This is a genomic window from Brevibacterium sp. HMSC22B09 (genome assembly GCF_001806795.1).
GTDB lineage: Bacteria > Actinomycetota > Actinomycetes > Actinomycetales > Brevibacteriaceae > Brevibacterium > Brevibacterium ravenspurgense.
The window spans coordinates 26,761-43,553 of record NZ_KV786021.1 but is presented as its reverse complement, the minus strand read 5'-3'; the positions used below and the strand labels follow the sequence as shown (position 1 = coordinate 43,553).

At 62.1% G+C, this 16,793-nt stretch carries 12 protein-coding genes; 9 read left to right on the top strand and 3 right to left on the bottom strand.

Annotation, left to right across the window (positions count from 1 at the left end; translation table 11 throughout):
- Nucleotides 1-198 precede the first annotated feature (198 nt).
- Complete coding sequence (locus HMPREF3087_RS06375) at nucleotides 199-1,794, bottom strand: LTA synthase family protein (RefSeq protein ID WP_070428505.1); 1,596 nt, start codon at nucleotides 1,792-1,794, stop codon at nucleotides 199-201.
- A 313-nt stretch (nucleotides 1,795-2,107) separates the two neighbouring features.
- Here HMPREF3087_RS06375 and tig point away from each other — a divergent pair, with 313 nt between their 5' ends.
- The 4 genes from tig to clpX all read left to right on the top strand — a co-directional run bounded on the left by tig (nucleotide 2,108) and on the right by clpX (nucleotide 6,451).
- Nucleotides 2,108-3,427, top strand: coding sequence for a trigger factor (gene tig, locus HMPREF3087_RS06370; RefSeq protein WP_070423696.1), 1,320 nt, complete (start codon nucleotides 2,108-2,110; stop codon nucleotides 3,425-3,427).
- A 240-nt stretch (nucleotides 3,428-3,667) separates the two neighbouring features.
- On the top strand, nucleotides 3,668-4,282 hold the full coding sequence (locus HMPREF3087_RS06365) for an ATP-dependent Clp protease proteolytic subunit (RefSeq protein WP_019175406.1): 615 nt from the start codon (nucleotides 3,668-3,670) through the stop codon (nucleotides 4,280-4,282).
- A gap of 22 nt (nucleotides 4,283-4,304) precedes the next feature.
- A complete protein-coding gene (locus HMPREF3087_RS06360) occupies nucleotides 4,305-4,970 on the top strand; it encodes an ATP-dependent Clp protease proteolytic subunit (protein WP_070428504.1) in 666 nt (221 codons plus the stop codon).
- Nucleotides 4,971-5,179: 209 nt separating this feature from the next.
- Nucleotides 5,180-6,451 carry an ATP-dependent Clp protease ATP-binding subunit ClpX gene (gene clpX, locus HMPREF3087_RS06355; protein ID WP_062021658.1) on the top strand — a complete coding sequence of 424 codons (1,272 nt, stop codon included), beginning with the start codon at nucleotides 5,180-5,182 and terminating at the stop codon, nucleotides 6,449-6,451.
- A gap of 118 nt (nucleotides 6,452-6,569) precedes the next feature.
- On the opposite strand, the gene valS is transcribed toward clpX, so the two are convergent.
- On the bottom strand, nucleotides 6,570-9,224 hold the full coding sequence (valS, locus tag HMPREF3087_RS06350) for a valine--tRNA ligase (RefSeq protein WP_070428503.1): 2,655 nt from the start codon (nucleotides 9,222-9,224) through the stop codon (nucleotides 6,570-6,572).
- Nucleotides 9,225-9,384: 160 nt separating this feature from the next.
- Here valS and HMPREF3087_RS06345 point away from each other — a divergent pair, with 160 nt between their 5' ends.
- From HMPREF3087_RS06345 to ndk, 5 genes are all read left to right on the top strand, one after another.
- Nucleotides 9,385-10,137, top strand: coding sequence for an SDR family oxidoreductase (locus HMPREF3087_RS06345; RefSeq protein WP_070428502.1), 753 nt, complete (start codon nucleotides 9,385-9,387; stop codon nucleotides 10,135-10,137).
- A gap of 281 nt (nucleotides 10,138-10,418) precedes the next feature.
- Nucleotides 10,419-13,721: an isoleucine--tRNA ligase gene (ileS, locus tag HMPREF3087_RS06340; protein WP_070428501.1), complete on the top strand. Its 3,303-nt coding sequence runs from the start codon at nucleotides 10,419-10,421 to the stop codon at nucleotides 13,719-13,721.
- Nucleotides 13,718-15,097 (top strand): bifunctional folylpolyglutamate synthase/dihydrofolate synthase, encoded by a 1,380-nt coding sequence (locus tag HMPREF3087_RS06335; RefSeq protein ID WP_070428500.1) that lies wholly within the window; start codon nucleotides 13,718-13,720, stop codon nucleotides 15,095-15,097. The genes ileS and HMPREF3087_RS06335 overlap by 4 nt, the downstream gene beginning before the upstream one ends.
- Entirely contained in the window at nucleotides 15,094-15,540 is a 447-nt protein-coding gene (locus tag HMPREF3087_RS06330) for a DUF4233 domain-containing protein (protein ID WP_061942580.1), read from the top strand. Before HMPREF3087_RS06335 ends, HMPREF3087_RS06330 begins: the two co-directional genes overlap by 4 nt.
- Nucleotides 15,540-15,962, top strand: coding sequence for a nucleoside-diphosphate kinase (ndk, locus tag HMPREF3087_RS06325; protein WP_061943219.1), 423 nt, complete (start codon nucleotides 15,540-15,542; stop codon nucleotides 15,960-15,962). The genes HMPREF3087_RS06330 and ndk overlap by 1 nt, the downstream gene beginning before the upstream one ends.
- Nucleotides 15,963-16,085: 123 nt before the next feature.
- Here ndk and HMPREF3087_RS06320 read toward each other — a convergent pair whose 3' ends face one another.
- Nucleotides 16,086-16,727 (bottom strand): vitamin K epoxide reductase family protein, encoded by a 642-nt coding sequence (locus HMPREF3087_RS06320; protein ID WP_256173059.1) that lies wholly within the window; start codon nucleotides 16,725-16,727, stop codon nucleotides 16,086-16,088.
- Nucleotides 16,728-16,793: the final 66 nt, after the last annotated feature.

Genomic DNA, 16,793 nt, shown 5'->3' with positions numbered 1-16,793 from the left:
GCTAAAGCGTGGATTTGCTGCTAACGGGTGTGGGGAGGCGGAATCGCCAGCCATCCAGCAGTCCCGCTGGCAAAAGGCAATCCGCTGCTTCCACACGGAACTGACTGCGCCCGCAACAGAAAAGGCGTGGGGCCGTCAGTCTGGCTGACGGCCCCACGCCTTTGTTCAATTGGTGTTGACTCCTCAGTCAGTCACCAATCAGTCATCGTTGGGTTCGGTGCTGGACGATTCGTCCGGTTCGTCCATGCCCCACACCTTCTTGTAGAAGTCGGCCGAACGAGCCAGCGTCAGCTCTGCATAGGCGTCGTCGTTCAGAGCCTGCGCAGAGTCCTGTGGAACAGTCGGGGAGAAGAGCGACACTCCTACACCAGCCTGGCGATCCTTGACTTCAAATCCGGCGACCTCCAGCATCGTCGGCAGCATGTTGAGCTGGTCAGCGCCGGAGCGCAGTTCGCCGAGGGGCAGTTTGCCGTCCTTGGTGCCCGGCATCCAGATGCGGTTGAACACCGAACGGTCGGTCTTGTCGTCCAGCTGTTCGTGGTAGACGTTCCAATCAGCCATGTGCTTCAGATGGTCGCCCATGACGACAACGGACGTGTCTTCGAGGATTCCCTCATCGTCCATGTGCTTGACGAAATCGCCGACAGCCTCCGAGGAGCACAGCCACACAGATGCGAGTTCATCGTCTTCTGTGCGCAGCGGGCAGTCGTGGTAACGGTGAATGGGTTCGTGGGAGTCCAGTGTGAGCACCGTCAGGTTGAACGGGTTTCCAGTCTCAGAGGATTCACGGTGGAGAGCGGAGACTTCATCCTTGGCGTGCTCCATCAGACGGCGGTCGCTCAGGCCCCAGTCGGGACGCATGTCCTCTTCCTTTTCGCCAAGAGACTGCCAGTGGGGAAGGTCCTTGACTTCGTCGTAGCCGTGCGTGCGCAAGAAGGAGCCCTTGGATGCGAACTCTGCGTTGGCGCCGCCGAGGAAGACGTTCTTGTAGCCGTTTTCCTTCAGAATGTCGCCAAAGCAGTCCACGCCGGGCATGAAGTCGGCGACAGCGAGGTTGTTCATGACCTTGTCGCCGGTGGCAGAGCCCTTGCCCTTGAGCGGAATGCCGCACTGGGTGGAGGTGATGCCGGCCATGGTCCAGCCGCCGCCGCTGTACTGCTTGTAGTTTTCGGCTTCGGCCCAGCCCTCGGTGGCGTCTTCCATGGGCTCAAGCATGTTGACTTCGAAAAGCGAATCGTCGGCGAGGTCGTTTTCAGCTGACTCGACGTAGACAACCACGATGTTGCGAGCATCCTTATTGCCCACAACCACCGGTTCGCGGTAGTAGTCGCCGATGTTCATGGAGCTGCTGACCGACTTGATGTAGGTGGGCAGCTGAACTGCCGAAGAGAACGAGGTCGAACCGGTGATGACGGTTCCCGCAATGAGCGCAACGATGAAGGCGGAGGCCATTCCGCGCAGGGCGGCGCGGCGAATGCGGCGACGTGCAGCCGAAAGGCGCAGTCGCGCCGACATCCGGTAGCGGATCCACAGCTGGCGGCCGACGAACAGCAGGGCGGTTATCGCGAGGGGGACAACCGCAACCCACAGCACGGTGATCCACACGAAGCCGCCGCCTTGACCGGCGCCGGCGATGTTCGTCAGCATCTGGTCGACAGTGATCTGTCCCCACTGCTTGCGGATGAAGATTCCGGAGATGAGCAGTGCGACGCTGAGGAAAATAAGCGTCCACAGAAAAGCGGCACCGATCGCTTTGAGAATTCGGTGCTTTGCGGTGGTTTTTGATCCCTTCACGTCTTCGCCTCTGAATCAGTCGGTTCTTCGGTTTTTGGAATGAGGAAGCGCGCGCACGGGAAGGCGGGCGCAGAGTTAGACATCCAATTATAGCCTGGTGTTAACTTCTGCGCCTTTGTGGGTTCACACAGGAAAGGGTCTGCTGGCCGCGCATCAGCCGCGCCGGTGCGGCCCGGTGTGCATTCTGCAGGCCGAACACATTAGGATAGAGCGCTGTGTGTCGTCAGCACAGTCGCGCATGTCTGAGGAAGTTGCCCTTCGGCGTGTCGGCACTCTGGCGACGTTCCCGTTAGTCAATTTGAAGAGGTAGACAGTGAAGAGCTCCGTCGAACGCATTGAACCCACTCGGGTGAAGCTCAGCATCGAAGCGCCTTACGCCGATCTCAAGCCGAGCGTCGACGAGGCATACAAAGAGATCGCAAAGCAGATCGCCGTTCCCGGCTTCCGCCGCGGCAAAGTCCCCGCGCGCATCATCGACCAGCGTGTCGGTCGCGCTGCTGTCATCCAGGAGGCTGTCAACAACAGCCTCGACGGTTTCTTCCGCCAGGCAATTGCCGACAACGACATCCAGCCCCTGGGCACCCCGGAAATCGAAGACCTCGAAATGCCGGGCCTTGACGGCAAGGAAGAAGGCGACCTCACCTTCACCGTTGAAGTCGACGCCGTGCCGGAATTCGAACTGCCCGAATACTCGAGCCTCGAAGTCGAAGTCGAGCCGCTCGAAGTCACGGATGAAGACGTCGAAAAGGAACTCGATGACCTGCGCAGCCGCTTCGGTTCGCTCAAGTCCGTTGACCGTCCTGCAAAGAAGGATGACTTCGTCACCCTCGACCTGACCGCGAAGATCGACGACGAAGAGATCGACTCGGCTTCTGACATTTCGTACCAGGTGGGTGCAGGCACCATGCTCGACGGCATGGACGAAGCCCTCGAAGGCCTGTCGGCTGACGAAGAGACCACCTTCGAAACGAAGCTCGCAGGTGGGGAGCACGAAGGCGAAGACGCTCAGGTGACCATCAAGCTCACCGCCGTCAAGGAACGCGAACTGCCCGAAGCTGACGACGACTTCGCCCAGCTTGCCTCGGAGTTCGACACGATTGACGAACTCAAGGAAGACCTCAAGACCCAGGCCAAGTCCAACAAGGAACTGCAGCAGGGTGTCGAGGCTCGCGACAAGGTTCTCGAACTGCTCATTGAGAAGCTCGACCTGCCCGTCCCGTCGCGCGTTGTTGAAGAGGAAGTCAAGCGCCACCTCGAAGGCGAAGGCCGCGAAGACGACGAAGAGCACGGTGCAGAGGTCCGCGAGCAGACCGAAAAGCAGCTGCGCGCGCAGTTCATTCTGGACAAGGTGCAGGCGAAGGAAGAGATCGAGGTCACCCAGCCCGAACTCATCGAGTACATCATCACCTCCGCTCAGCAGTACGGCATGAACCCCAACGACTTCGCACAGGCTCTTGACCAGTCCGGTCAGGTAGGCGCTGTCGCCGGTGAAGTCGGCCGCCGCAAGGCTCTCGCCGCTGTTCTCGCCGAAGCAGTCGTCAAGGACACCAACGGTGAGGTCATCGACATGACCGCGTTCACCACCGGTTCGGAAGAAGCAGAGGAAGCCGAAGAAGAAGCTTCGGAAGACTGATTCTTCCCCTGCGAAAGCAGGCTGAGCAGACGAGGCGGAGGTAACCTCCGCCTCGTCTGCTTTTGTGTTGGGCCGCACCGGAAGGGCAGCGACCCCGCCCGAACCCTCAGTGCAGAGCCCCCTGGGCCGCTCCTTCGGCCGAGTAGGTTTTCACGCTCATGGCGAACAACCGGCAGGGGTGGATTAAAAGTCGGGCTTTGCCGGTTAGGGTCAAGAGAAATCAACCCACAGGAGAAACTTGTGAGCAAACACGAACTGACCACGCCGGTCGCCTCTGAGGGCACGGCGGGCATGGGTTTGGATGACCACATCTTCAACCGCCTGCTGAAAGAGCGGATCATCTGGCTCGGCTCGGAAGTCCGCGACTCCAACGCCAACCGCATCTGCGCCCAGATGATGCTGCTTGCCGCGGAAGACCCCGACCGCGATATCTGGCTGTACATCAATTCGCCGGGCGGTTCCGTCACGGCGGGCATGGCCATCTACGACACCATGCAGTACATCAAGCCCGACGTGGGCACCGTCGCAATGGGCATGGCCGCCTCCATGGGCCAGTTCCTGCTGTCCTCGGGTGCTAAGGGCAAGCGCTTTGCCACCCCGCACGCGCGCATCCTCATGCACCAGCCGCTCGGCGGCATCGGCGGCACCGCCACGGATATCAAGATCCAGGCGGAGCTCATCCTGCACATGAAGAAGCAGATGGCCGAACTGACAGCCGAGCAGACCGGCAAGTCGCTCGAGCAGATCCTCAAGGACAACGACCGCGACCACTGGTTCACCGCAGACGAGGCCCTGGACTACGGCTTCATCGACAAGGTCGTCACCCACGCCGCTGACGTGCCGGACGGCCGCTGAACCGCATTCCCAAGGAGGACAAATGGCTGATCTCTACACCGGCGGTGCCGGATACTACGGCGGAACCGCCGGCAACATGCCGAACTCGCGGTACGTCATGCCCCAGTTCGAAGAGCGCACCCCCTACGGCTTCAAGCGGCAGGACCCGTACACCAAGCTGTTTGAAGACCGCGTGATCTTCCTCGGCGTTCAGGTGGACGACACCTCGGCCGATGACGTCATGGCACAGCTCCTGGTGCTGGAAGCGCAGGACCCCGACCGCGACATCACGCTGTACATCAACTCGCCCGGCGGTTCATTCACCGCGCTGACGGCCATCTACGACACGATGCAGTACATCAAGCCGCAGATCCAGACCGTCTGCCTGGGACAGGCGGCCTCTGCTGCCGCCGTTCTGCTGGCTGCCGGCACCCCCGGCAAGCGCCTTGCACTGCCGAATGCTCGTGTTCTCATCCACCAGCCGGCCATGCAGGGCGGCGGACAGGGACAGGCCTCGGACATCGAAATCCAGGCCAACGAGGTCCTGCGCATGCGCGGATGGCTGGAAAACACTCTGGCCAAGCACACCGGGCAGGACGCAGCAAAGGTCAACACCGACATCGAACGCGACCTGTTCCTCACGGCCGAAGAGGCCAAGGAATACGGCCTGGTCGACCAGGTGCTCACCTCGCGCAAGGGCGTCAACTGACACAGTCAGTCTGAGCACGCACCTCAGTGCATCGAAGGGCCGTCGGAACACTCCGGCGGCCCTTTGCAGTGGGCGTCTGTGGCCCAGCGCATCGGGTCTCAAGCAGACACGCGACAGAAGTCAACGCGCATGTCAGCCCAGTGTGAAAGACTCGGCTAAGTACAGAAATCTGATCTTCCCGGCTGGCCCGGGTGCGAAAGGCAGTGTGAATGGCTCGCAGCAGTGAGGGCGCAGAGCTCCTCAAGTGCAACTTCTGCGGCAAATCGCAGAAGCAGGTCCGCAAGCTCATCGCCGGGCCAGGCGTCTACATCTGCGACGAATGCATCGGCCTGTGCAATGAGATCATCGAAGAAGAGCTCGGTCAGCCCGACGCTCCTGCGGAGAAGCTCGAACTTCCCAAACCGCAGGAAATCTACAGCCACCTGGATGAGTACGTCGTCGGCCAAGATGCCGCTAAGCGCTCACTGGCTGTTGCCGTCTACAACCACTACAAGCGGATCAACGCTTTGGAAGACGGCAAGGGCAAAGACGACGGCGTGGAGATCGCCAAGTCGAACATCCTGATGGTGGGGCCCACCGGTTCCGGCAAAACCTACCTGGCGCAGACTCTTGCGCGCATGCTCAACGTCCCGTTTGCAGTTGCCGACGCCACGGCTCTGACGGAAGCCGGCTATGTCGGCGAGGACGTCGAAAACATACTTCTTAAGCTCATCCAAGCGGCTGACTTCGATGTTGAGCGGGCGCAGAAGGGCATTATCTACATCGACGAAATCGACAAGATTTCGCGCAAGTCAGAAAACCCGTCGATCACCCGCGATGTTTCCGGTGAGGGCGTCCAGCAGGCCCTGCTGAAGATCCTCGAAGGAACTGTCGCCTCTGTTCCTCCGCAGGGAGGGCGCAAGCACCCCCAGCAGGACTTCATTCAAATCGACACGACGAACGTCCTGTTCATCGTCGCCGGTGCTTTCGCCGGGATGGAGGAAATCGTGGCGGCACGCAAGGGCCGACACGGGGTGGGCTTTGGAGCGCCGATCCACTCCAAGGACGACGAAATCGACCTGTACGCAGAAATGCAGCCGGAAGACCTGCTGAAGTTCGGTCTCATCCCGGAGTTCATTGGCCGTCTGCCCGTGCTGACCGCTGTCGGCGACCTCGACCGCGAATCTCTCGTCACCATCCTGTCCGAGCCGAAGAACGCTCTCGTCAAGCAGTATCAGGCGATGTTCGCCTACGACGGCGTCGAACTCGAGTTCTCGCGCGAAGCTCTGGAGTCCATTGCGGATCTCGCTCTGCTGCGGGGGACAGGCGCGCGAGGACTGCGCTCCATCATGGAGGAAGTCCTGCAGCCGGTCATGTTCGACCTTCCCAGCCGCGATGACATCGCCAAGGTGCTCGTGACCCGCGAAACCGTGGAGGAAAACGCTGCGCCAACGCTGGTTCCGCACAAGCAGACGGGCCAACAGCGCAAGAAGACCGCGTAACCGCGTTTATCGCCCGCGGGCGTAAAGCCCGCCCGGCTGGCAGCCGCGCGTGCAGAAAAATCCGCAAACACAAGAGCGCGCCGCTTGAAGCGGCGCGCTCTTGTGTTTTCAGAAGCTGTTACTTTTTGTCTTCGGTCGGTGCGAACTCGACATCGGCAACACGCGGGCCTTCCGCTTCCGCGTCCACGTCAAGAACGAGCTCAGTTACCCGGCCGGCGGCCTGCAGGTCGCTCTGTGCGGCCGCGATCGTGTCAATATCAGCCTGCGACGCGCGCAGCGTGGCTTTCACGACCTCGGTGCGCTGGGACACCTTGGCCTCGGTCTTGGTCCGGCGGATCTCTGAGAGCGCCTGCGACACCGTTTCGAGGAACTCAGCCGGGACATCCTGTGCCGGAATGCTGCCGGCGGCAGGCCATGCCTGCGCGTGGACGGAGCCTTCCTGCCACCAGCTCCACACCTCTTCCGTCACAAACGGCATGAAGGGCGCAAACAGGCGCAGCGATGTTTCCAGAGCTGTTGCCAGGGTGACGTGCGCTGACAGCTGCTGTTCTTCGCCGGCCGCACCGTAGGAGCGGTCCTTGATGAGCTCAACGTAGTCATCCGTGAACTCCCAGAAGAAGGACTCGGCCTCCATGAGGGCGTGAGCGTAGTCGTAGTCCTCGAAGAATTTGCCGGCCTTTTCGACGGTTGTCGACAGGGCCGTCAGCAGGGCTTTGTCCAGCGGGTTGATGACAGCGTCGAGCTGACCCACGTGGCCCGCGTGGACACCCTGCGCCAGGGCGAACTTCGAGGCGTTGAGGATCTTCATGGCCAGGCGGCGGCCGATCTGCATCTGGGACACGTCGTAGGCGGTGTCAACGCCCAGGCGTGCAGAGGATGCCCAATAGCGAACAGCGTCAGGGCCGAATCCCGGCTTGTTTTCCGCCAGGATGTCCGAGGGCACAACAACGTTGCCCTTCGACTTTGACATCTTCTTGCGGTCGGGGTCGAGGATCCAGCCGGACAGGGCGGTGTGCGACCACGGAACGGAGTTGTTGAGCGCATTGGCGCGCACAACCGTCGAGAACAGCCACGTGCGGATGATGTCGTGGCCCTGCGGACGCAGGTCGAATGGGAACACCTTGCTGAAGAGGTCGTCGTCGGTGCTCCAGCCGCCCACAATCTGCGGGGTCAGCGAGGACGTGGCCCACGTGTCGAGAACGTCCGGTTCGCCCATGAAGCCGCCGGGCTGGTTGCGCTGGTCAGCGGTGTAGCCCTCCGGGGTGTCCTGCAGCGGGTCGACCGGCAGAGATTCCGAACTGGGGACAATCGGGTTGTCGTAGTCGGGGTTGCCCTCGGCATCGAGGCGGTACCACAGCGGGATGGGCACACCGAAGTAGCGCTGACGGGACACCAGCCAGTCGCCGTTGAGGCCTTCGACCCAGTTTTCGTAGCGGGCTCGCATGAAGCCCGGCAGCCACTGAAGTTCGCGGCCGCGCGCGATGAGGTCGTCGCGCAGCTCGGCTGAACGACCGCCGTTGCGGATGTACCACTGGCGGCTGGTGACGACCTCGAGCGGCTTTTCGCCGCGCTCGTAGAACGGCACGGGGTGGTTGATCGGCTGCGGAGGTTCGATGAGGTCGCCGGATTCTTCGAGCAGTTCGACGATCGTCTTGCGCGCCGTGAAAGTCGTCATTCCGGCGAGCTTCTGGTACTGCTCGGCAGCGTCGGCCTTGGCAGACCCCGAAATCCACTCAGGGGTTTCCAGTTCGAGGCGGCCGGCGCGGTTGACCACGGCGCGCAGCGGCAGTTCGAGTTCGCGCCACCACGTGACGTCGGTGAGGTCACCGAACGTACACACCATCGCAATGCCGGTGCCCTTGTCCGACTGGGCGAGTTCGTGGGCGCGGACTTCGACTTCGACACCGAAGATGGGTGACACGTACTTCGTGCCGAACTTGTCCTGGTAGCGCTCGTCATCCGGGTGGGCGACGAGTGCGACCACGGCGGGGATGAGTTCGGGACGTGACGTGAGAATGACAATCGGCTCTGCCGCGGTGTCTGCAAGGCCGTCGGATCCCGCGGGGAAGAAGGTCACCTTGTGGTAGGCGCCTTCGCGTTCGCGGTCTTCGAGTTCAGCCTGGGCGACGGCGGTGCCGAAGGTGACGTCCCACATGGTGGGGGCATCCTGCGAGTAGGCCTGGCCGCGGGAGAGTTCATCAAGGAACGCCCTCTGCGAGACTTCGCGGGAATGGTCGTCGATCGTTCGGTAGGAGTGCTTCCAGTCGACCGAGAGCCCGACCTTGCGGAAGAGGTCTTCGAAGATCTTTTCGTCTTCGCCGGACAGTTCGAGGCACAGTTCGATGAACTTCTGGCGCGATACGTGCTTGAAGTCGCGCGGGTTGCGCGGGACCTTGGTGGGCAGTTCGAAGTCGTCGCCCTCGTACGGCAGGGACGGGTCGCAGGTGACGCCGTAGTAGTTCTGCACGCGGCGTTCTGTGGGCAGGCCGTTGTCGTCCCAGCCCAGCGGGTAGAAGACGTTTTTGCCGGTCATTCGCTTGTAGCGGGCCAGGACGTCCGTCTGGGTGTAGGAGAAGACGTGGCCGACGTGCAGTGATCCCGACGCCGTCGGCGGGGGAGTGTCGATCGAGTAGACCTCGTCACGCGTCGTGTCGCGGTCAAAGGCGTATGTTTGCTCTTCCGTCCAGCGTGCGTCCCACTTTTCCTGGAGACCTTCGAGGGCGGGCTTGTCAGGCAGATGCACCGAGTCATGTGTGCGAGAACCAAAATCCATAGCGTCATTGTCCCAGACTGCGGCGGGGAGGAAAGCCGGGGCGTGTTCCGGCCCGGTTTCCGGGTACGAGGCGGAGCTCGTCTTAGGAAGTGCCGGGCACCTTTTCTCAACTACAGTGATCGGGAGGGCCCTGGTGGGCCGGGATCTGAGAGAGGAAGCTATGACTCAACTGCGTGCTGTTGTGACGGGAGCGAGTTCGGGAATCGGCGCGTCGACCGTGGAGAAGCTCACGAAGCTCGGCTGGAGCGTTGTTGCTCTGGCTCGCCGTGAGGATCGGCTTAAGGAGCTTGCCGCGACGACCGGGTGTGAGTACCTGGTGTGCGATGTGGCTGACGACGATTCGGTTGCCCGGGCGGCCGAGCAGATCATCGCGGAGGGCCCCGTGCACGCTCTTGTGGCGAACGCGGGCCTGGCCATCGGCAACGACTGGGTGGAGAATGCCTCGCCGGAGAGCTGGGCACAGGAGTACAACATCAACGTGCTCGGCATTCTGCGCAGCGTCCGTGCATTCTTGCCGGCGCTCGAGGCCAGTGGGCGCGGCGATATTCTGCTCATGGGCTCAACAGCCGGTCTCATCCAGTACGAGGGCGGCGGAGGCTATGTCGCTTCCAAGCACGGCGTGCACGCGATCGCCGGCACCCTGCGCCTGGAACTGGCGGGCCGTCCGGTGCGCGTTATGGAGATCGCGCCCGGCATGGTCGCGACACCGGAGTTCTCGCTGAAGCGGATGGGCTCACAGGAAGCCGCCGACACCGTTTACGAGGGTGTCGAGAACCCGCTGACGGAAGACGACATCGCCGACGCCGTCGTGTGGAGCCTCACCCGACCCCACCACGTCAACGTCGACCTCATGGTGCTGCGTCCCATCGCTCAGGCGGCCCAGCACAAGGTGGCGCGCAACGCGGGGCTGTGACCGGCCTTCGGGTGCTCCCGCGGTGAGGTAAGATCGGACCTGCGTCGATCCGGCTATCACCGGGGAGCATCCGGAAGAAAAGCCTGTGAAACTTTGGCGAGCTCCGCCTCGTCGGTCCCCAGGCCCAGTAGAACCGGACGGGTGGGCCCGTCACAGCCTTTGAGCGATCCGCGGCAGCGGATAAGCGGGGTGGTACCGCGGCAGCCTTCGGGCAGTCGTCCTCGCACGGATGAAACCGTAAACGGGTTCGGTGCCGCCGGACCCGCGAATAAAGGACGCTCATGACTGAGAACATCTATCCCAAGCAGACGACCTCTGCTTTCGGCATGTCCTCCAGCCCCGACTTCCCGGCGCTGGAAAAGGACGTTCTGAAGTTCTGGAACGACAACAACATCTTCCAGGAATCCATTGACAACCGCGAAGCCGGCGAAAACGGCGAAAATGAGTTCGTCTTCTACGACGGCCCGCCTTTTGCAAACGGTCTGCCGCACTACGGCCACCTGCTGACCAGCTACGTCAAAGACGTCGTACCGCGCTACCAGACCATGCGCGGCAAGCGCGTCGAGCGCCGCTTCGGCTGGGACACCCACGGTCTGCCGGCAGAACTTGAGGCCATGCGCCAGCTGGGGCTGAAGACCAAGGACGAAATCCTTGAGATGGGCATTGACAAGTTCAATGCCGCAGCACGGGAATCGGTGCTGAAGTACACCGACGAATGGGAAGAGTACGTCGGCCGCATGGGCCGCTGGGTCGATTTTGAAAACGACTACAAGACGCTCAACCCCACGTTCATGGAATCCGTGCTGTGGGTCTTCAAGACCCTCTACGACAAGGGGCTGATCTACGAGGGCTTCCGCGTGCTGCCCTACTGCTGGTCAGATGAAACCCCGCTGTCGAACCACGAACTGCGCATGGACGATGACGTCTACAAGGACCGTCAGGACCCGGCTGTCACCGTCGGCCTGCGCTGTACGTCCGGTCCGCTGGCTGACTCGACGCTGAAAGACGCACGCTTCCTCATCTGGACGACCACCCCGTGGACGCTTCCGTCCAACCTCGCGATCGTCGTCGGGGCGGACATCGACTACCTCGTCGTCGAATCCGATGGCCCCACCGGCAGCGCTGAGCGCTACGTCATCGCCAAGGAGCGTCTGGCAGCCTACGCCCGCGAACTCGGCGAAGAGCTGATCGTCGTTGCCGAACTCAAGGGTGCAGACCTGCTGGGCCACACCTACGCTCCGCCGTTCGCCTACTTTGCCGACCACGAAAACGCCTTCCGCATCCTCGAAGGCGACTTCGTCACCACGAGCGACGGTACGGGACTCGTGCACACCGCCGGCGCCTTCGGTGAGGACGACTACGTTGTCACCCAGGCTGCAGGGATCGAAGCCGTCATGCCGGTTGGCCCCGACGGCCGCTTCACCGCTCCGGCTGTCGACTATGTCGACGACCTCGTCTTCGACGCGAACCCTAAGATCATCCGCCACCTCAAGAACAATACGGCGGGTGAAGGTGAAACCGGTTCCGTCACTGACGGCACTGTTCTGGTTCGCCACGAGACCTACAACCACTCGTACCCACACTGCTGGCGCTGCCGCAATCCGCTCATCTACAAAGGCGTGTCCTCGTGGTTTGTCAGCGTCACCGAGTTCAAAGACCGGATGCTTGCCAACAACGAGCTCATCAACTGGGTGCCTGACAACGTCAAGCACGGCCAGTTCGGCAAGTGGTTGGAAAACGCCCGCGACTGGTCGATCACGCGCAACCGCTTCTGGGGAAGCCCCGTGCCGGTGTGGAAGTCGGACAACCCCGAATACCCCCGCATCGACGTCTACGGCAGCTTCGAAGAGATCGAACGTGACTTCGGCCGCCTGCCGCTGAACCACGACGGTCAGCCTGACCTGCACCGTCCGTTCGTTGACGAGCTGACCCGCCCCAACCCGGACGACCCGACTGGCAAGTCGACCATGCGCCGCGTTGAGGACATTCTGGATGTGTGGTTCGACTCCGGTTCCATGCCGTACGGACAGGTGCACTACCCGTTCGACAACAAGGAATGGTTCGACAACCACTACCCGGCAGACTTCATCGTCGAGTACATCGGGCAGACCCGCGGTTGGTTCTACACGCTGCACATCCTGGCTTCCGCACTGTTCGACAAGCCGGCGTTCCGCGACGTCATCTGCCACGGCATCGTGCTGGGCTCCGACGGCAACAAGATGTCGAAGTCGCTGCGCAACTACCCGGACGTCAACGAGGTCTTCGACCGCGACGGATCCGACGCCATGCGCTGGTTCCTCATGTCCAGCCCCGTGCTGCGCGGCGGCAACCTCATCGTCACTGAGCAGGGCATCCGCGATTCGGTGCGCCAGATCATCCTGCCGGCGTGGAACGCGTGGCACTTCTTCGCCACGTACTCCAACACGGCAGACGCTCCGGGTGAAACGCCCGCAGAGGGCAAGTCCGGTTCGGGCTACCAGGCTCGTCACCGCTACGAGTCCTCGCAGGTGCTCGACCGCTACCTCCTGGCGAAGACGCGCGACTTCATCGACAGCTTCGCCGAGCACATGGACGAGTACAACCTGTGGAGCGCGTGCGGGCTGTTCCGCGAGCACCTGGACATGCTCACCAACTGGTACGTCCGCCGTTCGCGCCGCCGCTTCTGGGAAGGCTCGGAAGCGACCCACGAAACCTTCGACGTCTTCTACACGTGCTTCGAAGCGTTCCTCAAGGTCGCTGCACCGCTGCTGCCGTTCACGATCGAAGAGATCTACCGCGGCCTGACGGGGGAGCGCTCCGTCCACCTGGCTGACTACCCGGACAGCTCGCTGTTCGAAGCCAACCCGGAACTCGTCGAGGCAATGGACCTCACCCGGTCCATCTGCTCGGTCGGCTCGAGCCTGCGCAAGGCTGAAAAGCTGCGCGTGCGTCTGCCGCTGGCACGCCTGACCGTCGCAACGGACATCGAATTGGGCGAAGAGTTCACGTCGATCATCGCCGACGAACTCAACGTGCGCGAAGTCGTCGTCATGCCGGTTGACAAGGCCGAAGAGGCCGGCTTCAAACTCGAACAGAAGCTCACCGTCAACGCACGCGCCGCAGGCCCGCGCCTGGGCAAGAACGTCCAGGCAGCCATCAAGGGATCCAAGTCCGGAGACTGGTCTGTCACAGGCGGTGTTGTCGTGTCCGGCGGCATCGAACTGCAGGAAGGCGAATACACCCTCGAGGACGTCGCGGAATCCGGTCAGGACGGAATCGTGCTTGCTCCCACCGAGTCCGGCTTCGTCGCTCTCGACACTGTTGTGACCGACGAACTGCGGGCTGAAGGCCAGGCGCGCGACACCATCCGCGCCATCCAGAGCGCCCGCAAGGAACTCGACCTGCACGTGTCGGACCGCATCGACGTGGCCATCAGCGTCCCGGCAGAAAGCGCCGAAGCACTCAGCGGCTACAGCGACCTCATCGCCAAGGAAACCCTGGCCGAAACCCTGCGGATCACGCAGGAGCCGCTTGGTGAAGGGCAGGTCTTCGAAGCCGCCGAACTCGCCGACGGTGCCGCCGTGCGCGTGGAGAAGCACGCATGACGAACACCGAACCGACGGGCCTGCAGCTGGCTGAGGCCGCGCTGCAGGCCCGCGCGGGCGAAACCGAAATCGAACTGCGCCTGGACGCCACCCTGCGCGCCTGCGAACTGCTCGGTGACATTCACCGAGCCGCGCCGGTCATCATGATCGCGGGCACCAACGGCAAAACCTCCACCGCCCGCATGGTGGACGCGCTGCTGAGCGCTCACGACTTGCGGGTGGGACGCTTCTCCAGCCCCCACCTGCACTCCGTCACCGAACGCATCTCCGTCGACAGCGCACCCGTGTCAGAGGACGACTTCGTACGGGTATTCGCAGAAATCCGACCGTTCCTCGACATGGTCGACGCCGAACTCGCAGGAGACGGGCGGCCGCCGCTGACATATTTTGAAGCGCTGACCGTGCTCGCATTCGCCGTATTCGCTGACGCCCCCGTCGACGTATACGTGCTCGAAGTCGGGATGGGCGGTCAGTGGGACTCAACCAATGTGGCTGACGCTGAAGTGTGCGGATTCACCCACATCAGTCTGGACCACCAGGCGTTCCTCGGAGACACCCTGACCGACATCGCAGCCACAAAGGCCGGGATCCTCGATAGGACACAGGACGACACTCCCGCGCCAACACCGGTGGCGGTCATAGGCAACCAAGACGACGAGGCGGCAGAAGAACTCGAAAGCCAGCTTGCCGGCCGGGGGCTCACCGGGCGCTGGTTCGGCCGCGAGTTCGAAGTCCTCGAAGCCAAACAAGCCGTCGACGGGCAGCTGTTCTCCCTGCGCGGGGCCTACGACGTCTACAGCGATCTGTTCCTGCCGCTTCTGGGACGCCACCAGATCGACAACGCAGCTTTGGCGGTTGCCATCGTCGAACAGTTCCTCGGCACGGAAGACAAACCTCTGAACACGGACACGATCGGCACCGGACTGAGTACCGTCACTTCGCCGGGCCGCATGGAGGTCATGCGGTCCGACCCGACGATCGTCGTCGACGGCGCCCACAACCCGGACGCGGCAATCGCGCTGCGGGAAGCGCTTGCGGACTCCTTCGACTTCTCGGATGTCGTCGCGGTGGTCGCGGTGTACGAAGACAAAGACGTGCACGGAGTGTTGGAACACCTGTATCGGACCGCCGGCAGGGTCGTCGTGTCTCAGGCTCAGAGTCCGCGCGCTCTGAGCTCGCAGAAACTCGCCGAAGCCGCTGAAGAATGGTGGGATCCGGACGACGTCATCCGAACCGACAACCTCAACGACGCGCTCATGCGCGCAGTCGACCTCGCTCTTGAAGACCCTGAGCGCAGAACGGGAATCGTTGTGACCGGTTCGCTGTCAACCGTTGCCGAGGCCCGCACCCTGCTGGGCCGAAAGGATGCTCAATGACGCAGGAGACCCCTGCTGAACTTCCTCAGCTTCCGCTGAAGTCGAAGCTGCCGATCCTCGGTGGAACCGTTCTCATCTCTGAGGCGATCATCGTCTACTTTGCCCTGCTGGTCGGCTACGGTCTGCAGCCGCTGCCGTTCGGCTGGCTCGTGGCCGGGGCTGTTGCGCTCGGTGCGCTGTGCATCATCGCCACGGCAACTCTGCCGAAGAAAGCCGGCCAGAAGGGCCTGGGCATTGCGCTGGGGTGGATGATTCAGCTGCTGATACTGGCAAGCGGTATTGTTTTGGGCGGACTCGTTGTCGTCGCCGTCGTCTTCGGCGCCATGTGGGCCGTCGGCATCTACTGGGGCCGACGGATTGACCGCGAAGCCACCGCCTACGTCAAACAGGCATATCGGGCGGGCTCACCCGCTTCACCTGACACTCAGGAGAAAGAGGAATGATGAAGGAACGCACACTCGTACTTGTCAAGCCCGATGGCGTTGAACGGGGCCTTGTCGGCGAAGTCATCAGCCGTCTTGAAAAGAAGGGCTACGAAATCAGTGCCCTGAAGATGGTGCAGGCTGATCGCTCCATGCTCAGCGCGCACTACGAAGAGCACGAAGGCAAGCCGTTCTACGAACCGCTGGTCGAATACATGGGCAGTGGGCCGTCGGTGGCGATCGTCGTCACTGGCGAAGATGTGATCGAAGCATTCCGCGTCATGGCCGGCACCACCGACCCGACGACCGCCGCTCCCGGTTCCATCCGCGGTGACCACGGTCGCAACTGGGGCGAAAGTGTTGTGAAGAACATCGTCCACGGTTCGGATTCGACGCTGTCGGCAGAACGAGAAATCAAGATCTGGTTCCCCGAGCTCGACTGACCTTTCCAGGCAGACAGAAGCCGGCCTCCACCTCGTGATTCGAGGACCTCGTCATACGAGGCGGAGGCCGGCTTTTTCTTGTTCCCCACCGGAACCGGTGGGAGGGGTGCGAACCGATCCGGTTCAGACGAGGCTTGAGAAGAACGTCCAGAACTTCGCGACGATGCTCAGGTAGATGAGCGCGAGAGCCGCCACGGACAGAAGAACCGCATGAGACGCGAAGACCTGGATGACGGGGGAGTGCTGGACAGCTGACCCAAAGCCGCCCGTGAGCGCCAGGTGGCCCGCGGTGATGAACCACATCGGAATGACGACGGTCCACACGACAATGCACCACGGGCAGCCGATCCCGATGACGAAAATCGAACTGATGAACAGGAAGATGACCAGTGCGACACCGCCCGTGAGTCCGATCAGCAGACCGATCATGACCCAGCGGGGGATCTCCGTGCGGCTGATCAGAAGGACGCCCAGAAGCAGCGGGAAGATGAACGCAGCAATCCCGATGAGCTGATTGGGAAAGCCGAATAGCTGAGCCTGCCAGAAGTTCATGACGGAACCGCACGAAAAGAACGGATTGAAGTCACAGGACAGGACATGCCCGGGATTTTCGAGTTTTTTGATTTTCTCAATCGACAGGTCCAAAGATGCGATCAAGCCGATGACGGCTGTCACCACGAGGAAGATTCCGAAAGGCCTCTTGCGGCTGAACCACGGGGAGGGGACGGAAAGCTCTGCTGTCTGCACACTGGTTCCTGAGGTCATAGAAACATCATCCACCGCTTGAGCCCACCGGTCGAATCGAGGTGGGCACCGCCGGGTGGGACAGCC